The sequence below is a fragment of the Enterococcus gallinarum genome (genome assembly GCF_021496385.1).
Classification (GTDB): Bacteria; Bacillota; Bacilli; order Lactobacillales; family Enterococcaceae; genus Enterococcus_D; species Enterococcus_D gallinarum.
This window is the reverse complement of sequence record NZ_CP050816.1, coordinates 55,435-68,836: the sequence shown is the minus strand read 5'-3', so window position 1 is coordinate 68,836 and position 13,402 is coordinate 55,435. Positions and strand designations below refer to the sequence as shown.

10 protein-coding genes, 1 tRNA gene and 3 rRNA genes are annotated in these 13,402 nt (G+C 43.6%); 9 read left to right on the top strand and 5 right to left on the bottom strand.

Translation table 11 applies throughout. The annotated features are described in order from the left end of the window. Positions 1 to 44: 44 nt before the first annotated feature. The 3 genes from HED61_RS00320 to HED61_RS00310 form a co-directional block, all read right to left on the bottom strand. Positions 45 to 554 carry a phosphatidylglycerophosphatase A family protein gene (locus HED61_RS00320; protein WP_003128785.1) on the bottom strand — a complete coding sequence of 170 codons (510 nt, stop codon included), beginning with the start codon at positions 552 to 554 and terminating at the stop codon, positions 45 to 47. Positions 555 to 794: 240 nt separating this feature from the next. Further along, entirely contained in the window at positions 795 to 1,394 is a 600-nt protein-coding gene (yqeK, locus tag HED61_RS00315) for a bis(5'-nucleosyl)-tetraphosphatase (symmetrical) YqeK (protein WP_219645425.1), read from the bottom strand. Between the two features lie 3 nt (positions 1,395 to 1,397). Further along, positions 1,398 to 2,375 carry an NAD(P)/FAD-dependent oxidoreductase gene (locus HED61_RS00310; RefSeq protein WP_003128789.1) on the bottom strand — a complete coding sequence of 326 codons (978 nt, stop codon included), beginning with the start codon at positions 2,373 to 2,375 and terminating at the stop codon, positions 1,398 to 1,400. Between the two features lie 145 nt (positions 2,376 to 2,520). Here HED61_RS00310 and HED61_RS00305 point away from each other — a divergent pair, with 145 nt between their 5' ends. Continuing rightward, a complete protein-coding gene (locus HED61_RS00305) occupies positions 2,521 to 3,105 on the top strand; it encodes a peptidylprolyl isomerase (RefSeq protein WP_003128790.1) in 585 nt (194 codons plus the stop codon). A 24-nt stretch (positions 3,106 to 3,129) separates the two neighbouring features. Here the strand turns inward: HED61_RS00305 and HED61_RS00300 are convergent, their stop codons facing one another. Further along, positions 3,130 to 4,308 carry a MalY/PatB family protein gene (locus HED61_RS00300; protein ID WP_219645424.1) on the bottom strand — a complete coding sequence of 393 codons (1,179 nt, stop codon included), beginning with the start codon at positions 4,306 to 4,308 and terminating at the stop codon, positions 3,130 to 3,132. Positions 4,309 to 4,395: 87 nt separating this feature from the next. Here HED61_RS00300 and HED61_RS00295 point away from each other — a divergent pair, with 87 nt between their 5' ends. The 7 genes from HED61_RS00295 to HED61_RS00265 all read left to right on the top strand — a co-directional run bounded on the left by HED61_RS00295 (position 4,396) and on the right by HED61_RS00265 (position 11,591). Continuing rightward, complete coding sequence (locus tag HED61_RS00295) at positions 4,396 to 4,776, top strand: CvfD/Ygs/GSP13 family RNA-binding post-transcriptional regulator (RefSeq protein WP_003128793.1); 381 nt, start codon at positions 4,396 to 4,398, stop codon at positions 4,774 to 4,776. A gap of 67 nt (positions 4,777 to 4,843) precedes the next feature. After that, a complete protein-coding gene (locus HED61_RS00290; RefSeq protein ID WP_021149210.1) occupies positions 4,844 to 5,206 on the top strand; it encodes a hypothetical protein in 363 nt (120 codons plus the stop codon). 573 nt (positions 5,207 to 5,779) lie between these two features. Then, positions 5,780 to 7,337, top strand: a 16S ribosomal RNA gene (locus HED61_RS00285). A gap of 223 nt (positions 7,338 to 7,560) precedes the next feature. Beyond that, positions 7,561 to 10,457: ribosomal RNA gene (locus HED61_RS00280) — 23S ribosomal RNA — on the top strand. Positions 10,458 to 10,541: 84 nt separating this feature from the next. Continuing rightward, a 5S ribosomal RNA gene (rrf, locus tag HED61_RS00275) occupies positions 10,542 to 10,657 on the top strand. Together the 16S, 23S and 5S rRNA genes with 1 tRNA gene alongside form the textbook arrangement of a ribosomal RNA operon. Before the next feature lie 8 nt (positions 10,658 to 10,665). Continuing rightward, a tRNA-Asn gene (locus HED61_RS00270) sits at positions 10,666 to 10,739 on the top strand. A 201-nt stretch (positions 10,740 to 10,940) separates the two neighbouring features. Further along, positions 10,941 to 11,591, top strand: coding sequence for an HAD-IA family hydrolase (locus HED61_RS00265; protein ID WP_219645626.1), 651 nt, complete (start codon positions 10,941 to 10,943; stop codon positions 11,589 to 11,591). 100 nt (positions 11,592 to 11,691) lie between these two features. Here the strand turns inward: HED61_RS00265 and HED61_RS00260 are convergent, their stop codons facing one another. Further along, positions 11,692 to 12,036: an iron-sulfur cluster biosynthesis family protein gene (locus HED61_RS00260; RefSeq protein WP_219645627.1), complete on the bottom strand. Its 345-nt coding sequence runs from the start codon at positions 12,034 to 12,036 to the stop codon at positions 11,692 to 11,694. A 527-nt stretch (positions 12,037 to 12,563) separates the two neighbouring features. Here HED61_RS00260 and HED61_RS00255 point away from each other — a divergent pair. Then, a complete protein-coding gene (locus tag HED61_RS00255; RefSeq protein WP_003127309.1) occupies positions 12,564 to 12,998 on the top strand; it encodes a universal stress protein in 435 nt (144 codons plus the stop codon). Positions 12,999 to 13,402 lie beyond the last annotated feature (404 nt).

The following is a 13,402-nucleotide window of genomic DNA, read 5'->3' as shown; positions in this document are numbered from 1 at the left end:
CTTGTGGGATAGTCTTTTTTCGATAGTAGCTGATTTTTACAAGTTTATTGAGTGATGTAATGAGACTTGCTTGGATGCTGGTGCGCCAAACGACTAGCTGCCGAAGCTGCGATTGCACCTACAATATCATCTAAGAATGTATGGACCCGGGGGCCTTCATGACTGTTTAATTCTTTTAAAATACCTGGCTTCACTTTATCGATGTAGCCATAGTTGGTGAAACCGATCGAACCGTAGACATTGACAATGGAAAGTGCCAAAATCTCATCGATACCATACAACCCTTCATCATCTTTGACGATTTCCTGCAATGGATGCAAAAGGCTGTTTTCTTCTGCCAATATATCTAACTGGATACCAGTCAAAATCGTGTTGTGAACCTCACGTTTACTGAGGACTGCGTTCACACTTTCAATGCACATATCTAATGTAATACCTTCGATATAATCTTTTTGTAAAAATAAAACAAGTTCGCCGATATCCTGAAGTGATACGCCGCGCTCTGAAAGTAGTTCTCTTGCCTTATCTTCAAGTGTTTTATTCTCTAATACCATGTGATTCCCTCCAATTCTTTTTTCTTACTTCTATCCTATCTTATCTTGCCCGTGGAATCAAAAAATACCGACGAACAGCAACGTAGTCGTTTCTGAACTGTATGAAAAAAAGTCGCAGAGAAATCCTGCGACCGGTTCTTTTTATAGCTTTTTTCCTTTTTTATACTAGCTCTTTTTTAAGCTGTTTTTTAATATAGTAGTTTTTGCTTTTTTGGTAAGTAGCTTTTTTAAAAAGCTTTTTTAAAGTAGCTTTTTTTGCAATTGTTGTTTTGCGGCAACTGCCCAAGGGTGGGCCACTAGCAAATCACCAGTAAACAGCCAGTCAAGATAACATAATGCTGCCGCTCCTAAAGAGTTATCAAGTGCAGCCACTAGCTCATCTAAAAAAGGTGCCGCATCTGCGCGATCCCATTCGATTTTATCTGCTAGGAAAACAATGAGATCCAGCTTTGAAAAATTTTCCTTAAGTGTAGTGTGGCAGGTAATGGCAGACAAAATCTCAGGGTCAGTGATCCCAAAGAGCTCTTTTGCCAAAGTAGCCGATTGTTTTTGATGCAGCAATAATGGTACTTTTCTTTCTTCCGGCACTATCTCCAAACCGTAATATTCTTGAAATGCGAGACGTTCATCATTGGGAATGACCACGCTGATATCATGAAACAATCCAGCAATCGTTGCTTTCTGGCAGTCGCCACCGAAACGTTTGGCAAGTTGCTCAGCGGCATTGGCTACTTCGAGATGATGTTGGACAGTCGATACTTGGTCAAAGGCTTCTAAGTAGACACGCATTTGGTTTGCAAGGGACGCATCAGGTAAATCAATTTTATACCGACTCAGCATGGTCTACTCCTTGAACAAACTAGTGCTGTGGGCAGGTTGTGTCCGGTTTTTAGGATCAATGTAATGAAGCGCATTGTTGACGGCAGTGGGGGCTTCCCCGAAACCAGTAGCAATCAAATCTACTTTGCCATCATATAAGACCACATCCCCGCAAGCGTAGATTCCTGGAATGGATGTCCGCATATCTGATGTAACGAATACGCCTTGTCGAGTGCTTTTTAGTCCCCACTCTTTAATGTTCAAAGTCGAAGAAAAACCGTAATTAACGATCAAAGAGTCCACTTGCAAGGAAACAGATTCATCTCCTTTGACTTGCTGCAAAGCAATTTCAGTTAGACGTTTTTCTCCACTGATATCCTGGATAACATAGGGAGTTAGAATGTTGACAGAAGAAGCGCGTAGTTTGTTGACACTATGTTCATGCGCTCGAAATTCTGGGCGACGATGGATCAAATAAACTTCACTAGCGATTGGTTCAAGCATGAGCGCCCAGTCAATCGCTGAATCGCCACCCCCAGCGATAGCAACTTTGCGGCCCGCATACTTCATCAAGTCAGTTACGAAATAGTCGAGTCCATTGCCTTCAAAACGTTCACTGTCGGGTATAGACAGTTTTCTTGGCTGGAAGGAACCATTGCCTAAGGCTAAAATCACTGCTTTGGAATAGTGATTGCCTTTATCTGTGATCAGTTCTAGGTAGTCTTCGTGCTTTTCGATCTGTAAGACGGTTTCCTCCAAACAGTATTGATGATTGAAGGTAGTCAGTTGCTTTTCAAGATTTTGAACCAATTCACCGGCTTTGATCTTTGGATAACCCGGAATATCATATATATATTTCTCAGGATAGAGCGTGGCCAATTGGCCGCCTAGCTGAGGCAGACTGTCGATCAGTTTGGTTTTTGCGTTGCGCATACCGGCGTAGAAGGCAGAGAACATACCGCTCGGCCCAGCACCAACGATGGTAATATCATATATCTCCATAGTGCATCTCCCTCTGTTGATTGATTATTCTACAGTATCACCTGGACGAATAGCTTCATTATAGCAAAAATTGTCTTAACTAGCATTTTTTCATTTTTCTGCTATCATTGTTTTAGTATTTAGTATAAACAAGGAGGCGTTAAGTGTGTCTGAATTTCCACAGCTACATTTAAAAGAAACAGGTCATAAAGCAGTTATCAAAACGAATCGGGGAGATATCACAGTAGTGCTCTTTCCAGAATTGGCCCCAAAAACCGTGAAAAACTTCGTCGAACTTGCCCAAAAAGGATATTACGACGGTATCATTTTCCACCGTGTTATTCCTGATTTTATGATTCAAGGCGGCGATCCTACCGGTACTGGTATGGGTGGCGAAAGTATTTACGGGGGCAGCTTTGAAGATGAGTTTTCAAAAGAGCTCTTCAATCTTCGCGGAGCATTATCAATGGCTAATGCTGGCCCAAATACAAACGGCAGCCAATTCTTTATTGTCAACAATCAAAACGTACCAGCGAATATGCTTGGTCAATTAGAGGGAGCAGGTTATCCTTCCGAAGTGATCGAAGCATATCAACAAGGTGGAACGCCATGGTTAGACTTCCGTCACACTGTTTTTGGTCATGTTGTAGATGGCATGGATGTAGTGGACGAAATCGCAAATGTTCAACGAGGACCGCAAGACCGTCCTGTTCATGATGTTGTGATCGAAACAATTGAAATCAGTGCATAAAAAAGAACCCCGCGGGGTTCTTTTTTATTGTTTCAGTTCTGTGAATGCAGCAGCAATTTGCAGGAGACCTTTTTGCAGCGTTTCTCGAGGACAAGCCAAGTTGATCCGCATATGTTGCGTTCCGGATGGGCCAAAGTTGATACCTGGATTCAAGACCACTTTTGCTTCTTTGATCAATTTGCGTTGTAACTCTCGGTCAGAAAGACCGTAGGCAGAGAAGTCTAGCCACATAAGATAGGTGCCTTCTGGCTTTTGAAACTTGATTTCAGGTAATTTTTCTACCAAAAACTCACAGGTCCATTCGATATTGGCTGAAAGATAGCTAAGCAATTCATCCAGCCATGCTTCTGACTCTCGATAGGCTGCTTCTGTTGCTACAATACCGAATGTATTGATTTCACTTTGAACATTTTTTTCTTGAACAGTTATGAATTGTTTTTTCAAATCCGGATTTTTGATAAAGATCATTGAATTTTTGATGCCAGCCAAGTTGAATGTTTTGGTTGCTGAAGTTAAAACAATGGAGAAATCAGCAAAAGCAGGATCAACTGTCTGAAATGAAACAAATGTATTCGGAGCAAAAACGATGTCTTGATGAATTTCATCGCTGACCACGAGAACATGATGTTTTTGACAGATCGACCCAATTGTTTGCAGCTCCTCTTTTGTCCACACACGACCACCAGGATTGTGTGGATTACACAAAATCATCAGTTTGACATGGTTATCTACAATAGCAGATTCCATTGCAACGGAATCAATTTCGAAATGCCCGTTTTTTTCGATCAACGGGTTGCGCACAAGTTGACGCTGATTTTTTTCAACAACGTCAGCAAATGGTGGGTACACTGGATCATGAATCATTACACTGTCGCCTTCATTGGTATAGCTCTGCACAGCTAATGCGAGACTAGGGACAACACCACTGTTGAACAAAATCTCCTCTTTTTGTAGCGAGTAGTTGTGTTTTCGTTCTTGCCAAGAAATGATTGCTTCGTACAAACTTTCAGGGAAAACAGTATAGCCGTAAATTCCTTGATCAATCACTTGCTGCAAGGCATTCTTGACCGGCTTAGGTGCCAAAAAATCCATGTCGGCTACCCATAACGGCAGTAAACCTTCTTCCTTATAGGTCGTAGCAATACTGTCCCACTTTACACTATTGGTATTTAACCGTGAATGGACATTGTCAAAATTCGTCATATGTACCCCTCCTAGATCGTTTTTTTCTACTACTTCAAATCTAACACTAGTTCAAGTATAATAAAAGATGAAAAGAGAGGAAATCATATGGACTATCAAATCGGAACTATTATTGACGGAACGGTCACAGGTATACAACCATACGGCGCCTTTGTGTCGCTCGATAAAGAAACACAAGGCTTGATCCATGTTTCTGAGATCCAGTCTGGATACACGAAGAATATTCATGATGTTTTGCAAGTGGGCCAGGAGGTGCGCGTACAGATTATCGATATCGATGAATATAGCCAAAAAATCAGTCTGTCCCGCAGAACATTAGAACAAAAATTTGTTCAGCTTCCTTATAAGCGCAAAAGGTATTTTACGAATAAAAACAAACGAATCGGTTTTCGCACGATTGCTGAAGCATTACCGAAATGGACAGCGGAAGCCAAAGAGATGCTGGAAAAAGAAAACGGAAAGAGATAATCGTGCATATTTTCTGAAAATGTGCTAAAATTGATTTACAATCAGTTGAATAACCGAGGTGGGTATTTTGGGATCCAAAAAAGTGGCAGGAACAGTTATGATGCACTTGGCAAATGGCTCGAAAAAGTTTTTGATGCAGACGCACGAAGGTACCGCAGAACTGGCATCTACAGACTTCTCTGAAGATAAGACCGGTCTAGCAAATATTTTACAATTGTTTAAAGACAGTATTCATTTAGACGTGACAGCGATCGATCTTGTTGAATTAACCAATGGTTCGATTGATGCTGAGAATATTCCACTTTTTGTTTTTGAAACCCAAGAATCAGGACAAGACAAACAACTACCTGATGGTTATGCGTGGGAAGAACCGAATGTTTTCAGACAAATTATTGAAGATTACAAAATAGAAGGTATGCCATTCTTCTAATCAAATGGATAGAAGACAACTACATAAAAAAGCCGTTGATACGGCTTTTTTTCTTTTCAGAAAATTTATTGGAGAAAAACAGAAAATATGCTTGACCCTCAGATAGAATAATGGTAAATTTATCAACGTTGGCAAAACACGCCGACAGTCAAAACCTTTCAAAAAAACTTTTTGAAAAAAGGGCTTGACCAAAACGGAAACAGATGATATTATAACGAAGTCGCAAATTTAAGAAATCGATTTGATGCTGATGCAGCAACAAAAAAGATTGAAAAAAGTTGTTGACAAATAACAATTCATTTGTTATTCTAATGGAGTCGCTGATGACGCACAGGAAGTTGTTGAATAAACACTTTCGAAAAAAACTTTTAAAAAAGAGTTGACATTCGCTTGTCGATCTGATATGATTTAAAAGTTGCTAACGCAGCGCAGTAGACCTTTGAAAACTGAACAAAGCAAGCAAACGAACCAATGTGTAGGGCGCTTCATTTATGAAGCAAAATACATGCAAGCAATAGCTAGCAAAGTTAATTTTATTTGAGCTTAACGATCCTATGGATCGTTCAAACAAATCATTATGAGAGTTTGATCCTGGCTCAGGACGAACGCTGGCGGCGTGCCTAATACATGCAAGTCGAACGCTTTTTCTTTCACCGGAGCTTGCTCCATCGAAAGAAAAAGAGTGGCGAACGGGTGAGTAACACGTGGGTAACCTGCCCATCAGAAGGGGATAACACTTGGAAACAGGTGCTAATACCGTATAACACTATTTTCCGCATGGAAGAAAGTTGAAAGGCGCTTTTGCGTCACTGATGGATGGACCCGCGGTGCATTAGCTAGTTGGTGAGGTAACGGCTCACCAAGGCCACGATGCATAGCCGACCTGAGAGGGTGATCGGCCACACTGGGACTGAGACACGGCCCAGACTCCTACGGGAGGCAGCAGTAGGGAATCTTCGGCAATGGACGAAAGTCTGACCGAGCAACGCCGCGTGAGTGAAGAAGGTTTTCGGATCGTAAAACTCTGTTGTTAGAGAAGAACAAGGATGAGAGTAAAACGTTCATCCCTTGACGGTATCTAACCAGAAAGCCACGGCTAACTACGTGCCAGCAGCCGCGGTAATACGTAGGTGGCAAGCGTTGTCCGGATTTATTGGGCGTAAAGCGAGCGCAGGCGGTTTCTTAAGTCTGATGTGAAAGCCCCCGGCTCAACCGGGGAGGGTCATTGGAAACTGGGAGACTTGAGTGCAGAAGAGGAGAGTGGAATTCCATGTGTAGCGGTGAAATGCGTAGATATATGGAGGAACACCAGTGGCGAAGGCGGCTCTCTGGTCTGTAACTGACGCTGAGGCTCGAAAGCGTGGGGAGCGAACAGGATTAGATACCCTGGTAGTCCACGCCGTAAACGATGAGTGCTAAGTGTTGGAGGGTTTCCGCCCTTCAGTGCTGCAGCAAACGCATTAAGCACTCCGCCTGGGGAGTACGACCGCAAGGTTGAAACTCAAAGGAATTGACGGGGGCCCGCACAAGCGGTGGAGCATGTGGTTTAATTCGAAGCAACGCGAAGAACCTTACCAGGTCTTGACATCCTTTGACCACTCTAGAGATAGAGCTTCCCCTTCGGGGGCAAAGTGACAGGTGGTGCATGGTTGTCGTCAGCTCGTGTCGTGAGATGTTGGGTTAAGTCCCGCAACGAGCGCAACCCTTATTGTTAGTTGCCATCATTTAGTTGGGCACTCTAGCGAGACTGCCGGTGACAAACCGGAGGAAGGTGGGGATGACGTCAAATCATCATGCCCCTTATGACCTGGGCTACACACGTGCTACAATGGGAAGTACAACGAGTTGCGAAGTCGCGAGGCTAAGCTAATCTCTTAAAGCTTCTCTCAGTTCGGATTGTAGGCTGCAACTCGCCTACATGAAGCCGGAATCGCTAGTAATCGCGGATCAGCACGCCGCGGTGAATACGTTCCCGGGCCTTGTACACACCGCCCGTCACACCACGAGTTTGTAACACCCGAAGTCGGTGAGGTAACCTTTTTGGAGCCAGCCGCCTAAGGTGGGATAGATGATTGGGGTGAAGTCGTAACAAGGTAGCCGTATCGGAAGGTGCGGCTGGATCACCTCCTTTCTAAGGAAATAGTACGGAAGACTACACATCGTTTGCCTTTGTTCAGTTTTGAGAGGTTTACTCTCAAAATAGTTTGTTCATTGAAAACTGGATATCGAAGAAAATCAAAACAAGTAACACACACCGAGTTGACAAGTTAAAGAGTTTTTTTATAAGTTCAACGCTTATTTTCTTGAGCAACCTTCTATCGCTAGAAGAAGTACTCACCGACCGTAAGGTCAAAGGTTAAGTGAATAAGGGCGCACGGTGGATGCCTTGGCACTAGGAGCCGATGAAGGACGGGACTAACACCGATATGCTTTGGGGAGCTGTAAGTAAGCTATGATCCAGAGATTTCCGAATGGGGGAACCCAGCATCTTTTATAGGATGTTACACAGTTGTGAATACATAGCAGCTGTGAGGTAGACGCAGAGAACTGAAACATCTAAGTACCTGCAGGAAGAGAAAGAAAATTCGATTCCCTGAGTAGCGGCGAGCGAAACGGGAAAAGCCCAAACCAACAAGCTTGCTTGTTGGGGTTGTAGGACTCCAATATGGTAGTTGAAACAGATAGTCGAAATACTTGGAAAAGTATGTCAAAGAGGGTAAAAACCCCGTAGATGAAATCTGGCTCACACCTAGGAGGATCCTGAGTACGGCGGAACACGAGGAATTCCGTCGGAATCCGGGAGGACCATCTCCCAAGGCTAAATACTCCCTAGTGACCGATAGTGAACCAGTACCGTGAGGGAAAGGTGAAAAGCACCCCGGAAGGGGAGTGAAATAGATCCTGAAACCGTGTGCCTACAACAAGTTAGAGCCCGTTAATGGGTGATAGCGTGCCTTTGTAGAATGAACCGGCGAGTTACGATAGCATGCGAGGTTAAGTTGAAGAGACGGAGCCGCAGCGAAAGCGAGTCTGAATAGGGCGAATGAGTATGTTGTCGTAGACCCGAAACCATGTGATCTACCCATGTCCAGGTTGAAGGTGCGGTAAAACGCACTGGAGGACCGAACCCACGTACGTTGAAAAGTGCGGGGATGAGGTGTGGGTAGCGGAGAAATTCCAAACGAACTTGGAGATAGCTGGTTTCTCCGAAATAGCTTTAGGCTAGCCTCGGAATTGAGAATGATGGAGGTAGAGCACTGTTTGGACTAGGGGCCCATCTCGGGTTACCGAATTCAGATAAACTGAATGCCATTCATTCATATCCGGGAGTCAGACTGTGAGTGATAAGATCCATAGTCGAAAGGAAACAGCCCAGACCACCAGCTAAGGTCCCCAAATAACTATTAAGTGGAAAAGGATGGGGTTGCACAGACAACTAGGATGTTGGCTTAGAAGCAGCCACCATTTAAAGAGTGCGTAATAGCTCACTAGTCGAGTGACCCTGCGCCGAAAATGTACCGGGGCTAAATAGTTTACCGAAGCTGTGGAGTGCACCATAAGGTGCATTGGTAGGAGAGCGTTCTAAGGGCGTTGAAGGTAGATCGTGAGGACTACTGGAGCGCTTAGAAGTGAGAATGCCGGTATGAGTAGCGAAAGACAGGTGAGAATCCTGTCCACCGTATGACTAAGGTTTCCTGGGGAAGGCTCGTCCGCCCAGGGTTAGTCGGGACCTAAGCCGAGGCCGACAGGCGTAGGCGATGGACAACAGGTTGATATTCCTGTACCCGTTGTTTTTGTTTGAGCAATGGAGGGACGCAGGAGGCTAAGAAGTGCAGACTGATGGATATGTCTGTTCAAGCAGTGAGTCTTAGTGGGAGTCAAATGCTTCTACTTTCAAGGACAAGCTGTGATGAGGAGGGAATAATAGTACCGAAGCTTCTGATGTCACACTGCCAAGAAAAGCTTCTAGTGAGAAAACAATGGCCCGTACCGCAAACCGACACAGGTAGTCGAGGAGAGCATCCTAAGGTGAGCGAGAGAACTCTCGTTAAGGAACTCGGCAAAATGACCCCGTAACTTCGGGAGGGGTGCTGCTCTAACGAGCAGCCGCAGTGAATAGGCCCAAGCGACTGTTTATCAAAACACAGGTCTCTGCAAAATCGAAAGATGACGTATAGGGGCTGACGCCTGCCCGGTGCTGGAAGGTTAAGAGGAGTGCTTAGCGTAAGCGAAGGTACGAATTGAAGCCCCAGTAAACGGCGGCCGTAACTATAACGGTCCTAAGGTAGCGAAATTCCTTGTCGGGTAAGTTCCGACCCGCACGAAAGGCGTAACGATTTGGGCACTGTCTCAACGAGAGACTCGGTGAAATTTTAGTACCTGTGAAGATGCAGGTTACCCGCGACAGGACGGAAAGACCCCATGGAGCTTTACTGTAGTTTGATATTGAGTGTCTGTACCGCATGTACAGGATAGGTAGGAGCCGTAGAGATCGGGACGCCAGTTTCGATGGAGGCAATGGTGGGATACTACCCTTGCGTTATGGCCACTTAACCCGCAGCCCTTATCGGGCTGGGAGACAGTGTCAGATGGGCAGTTTGACTGGGGCGGTCGCCTCCAAAAGGTAACGGAGGCGCCCAAAGGTTCCCTCAGAATGGTTGGAAATCATTCGAAGAGTGTAAAGGCAGAAGGGAGCTTGACTGCGAGAGCTACAACTCGAGCAGGGACGAAAGTCGGGCTTAGTGATCCGGTGGTTCCGCATGGAAGGGCCATCGCTCAACGGATAAAAGCTACCCTGGGGATAACAGGCTTATCTCCCCCAAGAGTCCACATCGACGGGGAGGTTTGGCACCTCGATGTCGGCTCGTCGCATCCTGGGGCTGTAGTCGGTCCAAGGGTTGGGCTGTTCGCCCATTAAAGCGGCACGCGAGCTGGGTTCAGAACGTCGTGAGACAGTTCGGTCCCTATCCGTCGCGGGCGTTGGAAATTTGAGAGGAGCTGTCCTTAGTACGAGGACCGGGATGGACTTACCGCTGGTGTACCAGTTGTCTCGCCAGAGGCATCGCTGGGTAGCTATGTAGGGAAGGGATAAACGCTGAAAGCATCTAAGTGTGAAGCCCACCTCAAGATGAGATTTCCCATTTCTTTAAGAAAGTAAGATCCCTGAGAGATGATCAGGTAGATAGGTCAGAAGTGGAAGGCCAGTGATGGTTGGAGCGGACTGATACTAATCGATCGAGGACTTAACCACGATTGTGAAAAAAGCAAGGAAACTCGGAAGAGTTTTGATTCTTCGATCCAGTTTTGAGTGAGCAATACTTACTCAATTGAATAGTGTGGTGGCGATAGCGAGAAGGATACACCTGTAACCATGCCGAACACAGAAGTTAAGCTTCTTAGCGCCGATTGTAGTGAAGGGTTTCCCTTTGTGAGAGTAGGACGTCGCCACGCTGTTTCATTCCGGCATAGCTCAGTTGGTAGTAGCGCATGACTGTTAATCATGATGTCGTAGGTTCGAGTCCTACTGCCGGAGTTATCGATAGCTGTGAAGCTATCTTTTTTTTGCCATTTTGGAGCGGTCTTTCTACTAGCGGAAAGATCGCTCTTTTTTTGCAGATAAAAGTTAAAACTATTTTGAGGAATCCAAAGATCAGTCGATTTGTCGAATGTTTCAAAAAAGAAGCGTTTGCGGGAGAGTCCTTTTTTTCCTATAATAAGGAAAAGGGGAGATGACATGAAACAACAATTATTTTTTGATTTAGATGGTACGATCATTGATTCTAGCGAAGGGATCTATTCTTCGATTCGCTATGCACTGGAAAAATTGGGACATGAACCTCTCTCAACCGATGGATTGAGAGCCTTTGTTGGTCCACCACTGATTAATTCTTTTCGTGAGCTGGGCTTTACAGAAGTGACTGCGCAGCGTGCTGTGAATTATTATCGGGAGAATTATCGAGAAAAAGGGATGTTTCAGATTACGCCTTACGAAAAAATCGAAACCACTTTGGCTGAACTTTCGGAAACACATGATGTCTTCATTGCTACGTCAAAACCAGAGATATTCGCAAAAGAAATTTTAAGTTACTTAGATTTTACAGATTACTTCAAAGGAATTTACGGAGCTGATCTTGAAAATAAGCGGGGAGAAAAAGTGGCAGTCCTTGCATATGCACTAGAGAAGGCGGATGGCAATACAAGTGCCTTAATGATTGGTGATCGAAGCCATGACATTCTAGGAGCAAAAGCCAATGGGTTATCCGCGATCGGTGTTCTTTATGGATTTGGTAGTGAGGAAGAACTACTTTCTGCAGGAGCAGTCGCCTTGGCAGAAAAACCACTAGATTTGCTGGAATTGATCAGAATGGATCATGCTGGAAAATAAATGCAAAAAAGAGCTTAGAACAGAGGAAGAAAGGTGATTATCCCCGCGATGGTTGATTAGTAGCGGGACTTACTTCGACTCTTTTTTAAGCTCATGAATGTTATTTGATGGTAGTAGTTTTTAGGACTAAGACGTTATTATCCAGATAGCCACTCTCATTTTTCAAAACGAGGGTGTCGGAAGTGGGATGCACCATTAACTCGAGGTGACCAGTTAAAAACATTGTGTCGTACTCAGAAGTATAGAAAGTAAACAAATTGCTAGGGATCTCTAATGTAAAAGGAACAATGATTTCTTCAATAGGTGCGATCAAGAAACGCTCGCCAATCATACAGCAGCCTTCAGCAGAGGAAAACTGGTTGGAACCATCATTGGCTGTCAAGATAAATTGAGTTGTACCTTGTGGAAGACGTTGTGCTGCTTCTGTGGTAATCGTTAGCTCCATTTCTAGTACCTTCTTTCTATAAAAGCAATTGCTATTTTTCTTTGTTGGCTGATTGACTTGAACATAAAAAACTTATAAACAGATAACGAAAAGCATTGGACCAGATAGTTAGCTTGGGGAAGACGACTAAAAGGGCACAATGCTTCTTTTGTTATTTTAACATGGAAATGCTAAGATGCAAAGACTCAGGTGTTATTTCGTTCCTATCGTAGTAAGAAGTAGGCTATCAATCCGAGAATCACGAAAAAAAGACCAATATACAGAATAAAAGTTAACAGGGCTTGAAAGAATTGACGCATTGTCTTCACCTCAAATCAGTTGTTCACTATGATTCTAGCATGAAAGAGCCTGTTTGAATGAAATTCTAGAAATCTTTGTAGATGTTTAAGGTTTATTCATGGGAAATGAAGTAAAAAAACATATATTGCATGCAATTGGAACAGAAAAAATAAAAATAACAAAGCAGTTCATTCGTGAATCTTTCAGCTGTCACTTGAATGTGGTAAACTAAAGAGGAGGGGATAAAAATGTTGCGTACATGTCAAAATGTTCTCGTTGCGTTAGATGGTTCTGAGCAATCAGAAAAGGCCTTTTGGGAAGCTGTCGATATTTGCAAACGAAACAAAGCCAAACTGTATGTCCTTTCAATCATTAACAATGCAGAGCTTTCAACGAGTGCTTATTCTTTTTCAAAGCTATTTGAACAGGAAAAGACGAGGGTTGAAACCGAGATGCTAAAGAAAATCTATGATGCAAATAACCATGGTGTCGAAGACGTTGCGGTGATCGTAGAGGTAGGAGACCCTAAGCGATTTATCATCCATGCAGCAACAGAAACTTATCCAATTGATCTAATCGTGATTGGTGCGACGGGTAAAGGAACTCTCACAAGAGCTGTGGTGGGATCGACAACTGACTATGTCGTCAACCATGCAAAATGTTCGGTATTTGTTGTAAAATAAACTATTGATTTGTTTGATCAAAAAAGGGAAATCAGGTAACTGCTGATTTCCCTTTTTTATTTGATGAAGTTTTGGATAACGTAATCTGATAGGTCTAAGATGATTTATCAGATAGGAATCACACATGGTGAATACAACAAAATCTAGTGCAGTTGTACTATATCTAGTTGATATAGATTTGAGAAAAACTTTTATATTTTTATTCAGACATGAGGAAAGTATTATGGACAGCAGTAGTGTATCTATCGATGATTTTAGATTTGATTCTTTTCAATCAAGCAATTGGATTTGTTTGAAAACAAAATAATATTTTTTAGCTTCAATGATAGTGCTGTTTTGTGATTATATCTATAATTTGTACAGATTTCTCTTTATTTTATTGCTAGAATTTCATCCCGCCATGA

Excerpts from the sequence above, each read along its gene's own strand:
- yqeK (WP_219645425.1), bottom strand. The coding sequence starts at position 1,394 with ATGCTGAGTCGGTATAAAATTGATTTACCTGATGCGTCCCTTGCAAAC.
- HED61_RS00295 (WP_003128793.1), top strand. The coding sequence starts at position 4,396 with ATGGACTATCAAATCGGAACTATTATTGACGGAACGGTCACAGGTATA.
- HED61_RS00320 (WP_003128785.1), bottom strand. The coding sequence starts at position 554 with ATGGTATTAGAGAATAAAACACTTGAAGATAAGGCAAGAGAACTACTT.
- HED61_RS00300 (WP_219645424.1), bottom strand. The coding sequence starts at position 4,308 with ATGACGAATTTTGACAATGTCCATTCACGGTTAAATACCAATAGTGTA.
- HED61_RS00260 (WP_219645627.1), bottom strand. The coding sequence starts at position 12,036 with ATGGAGCTAACGATTACCACAGAAGCAGCACAACGTCTTCCACAAGGT.
- HED61_RS00310 (WP_003128789.1), bottom strand. The coding sequence starts at position 2,375 with ATGGAGATATATGATATTACCATCGTTGGTGCTGGGCCGAGCGGTATG.
- HED61_RS00255 (WP_003127309.1), top strand. The coding sequence starts at position 12,564 with ATGTTGCGTACATGTCAAAATGTTCTCGTTGCGTTAGATGGTTCTGAG.
- HED61_RS00265 (WP_219645626.1), top strand. The coding sequence starts at position 10,941 with ATGAAACAACAATTATTTTTTGATTTAGATGGTACGATCATTGATTCT.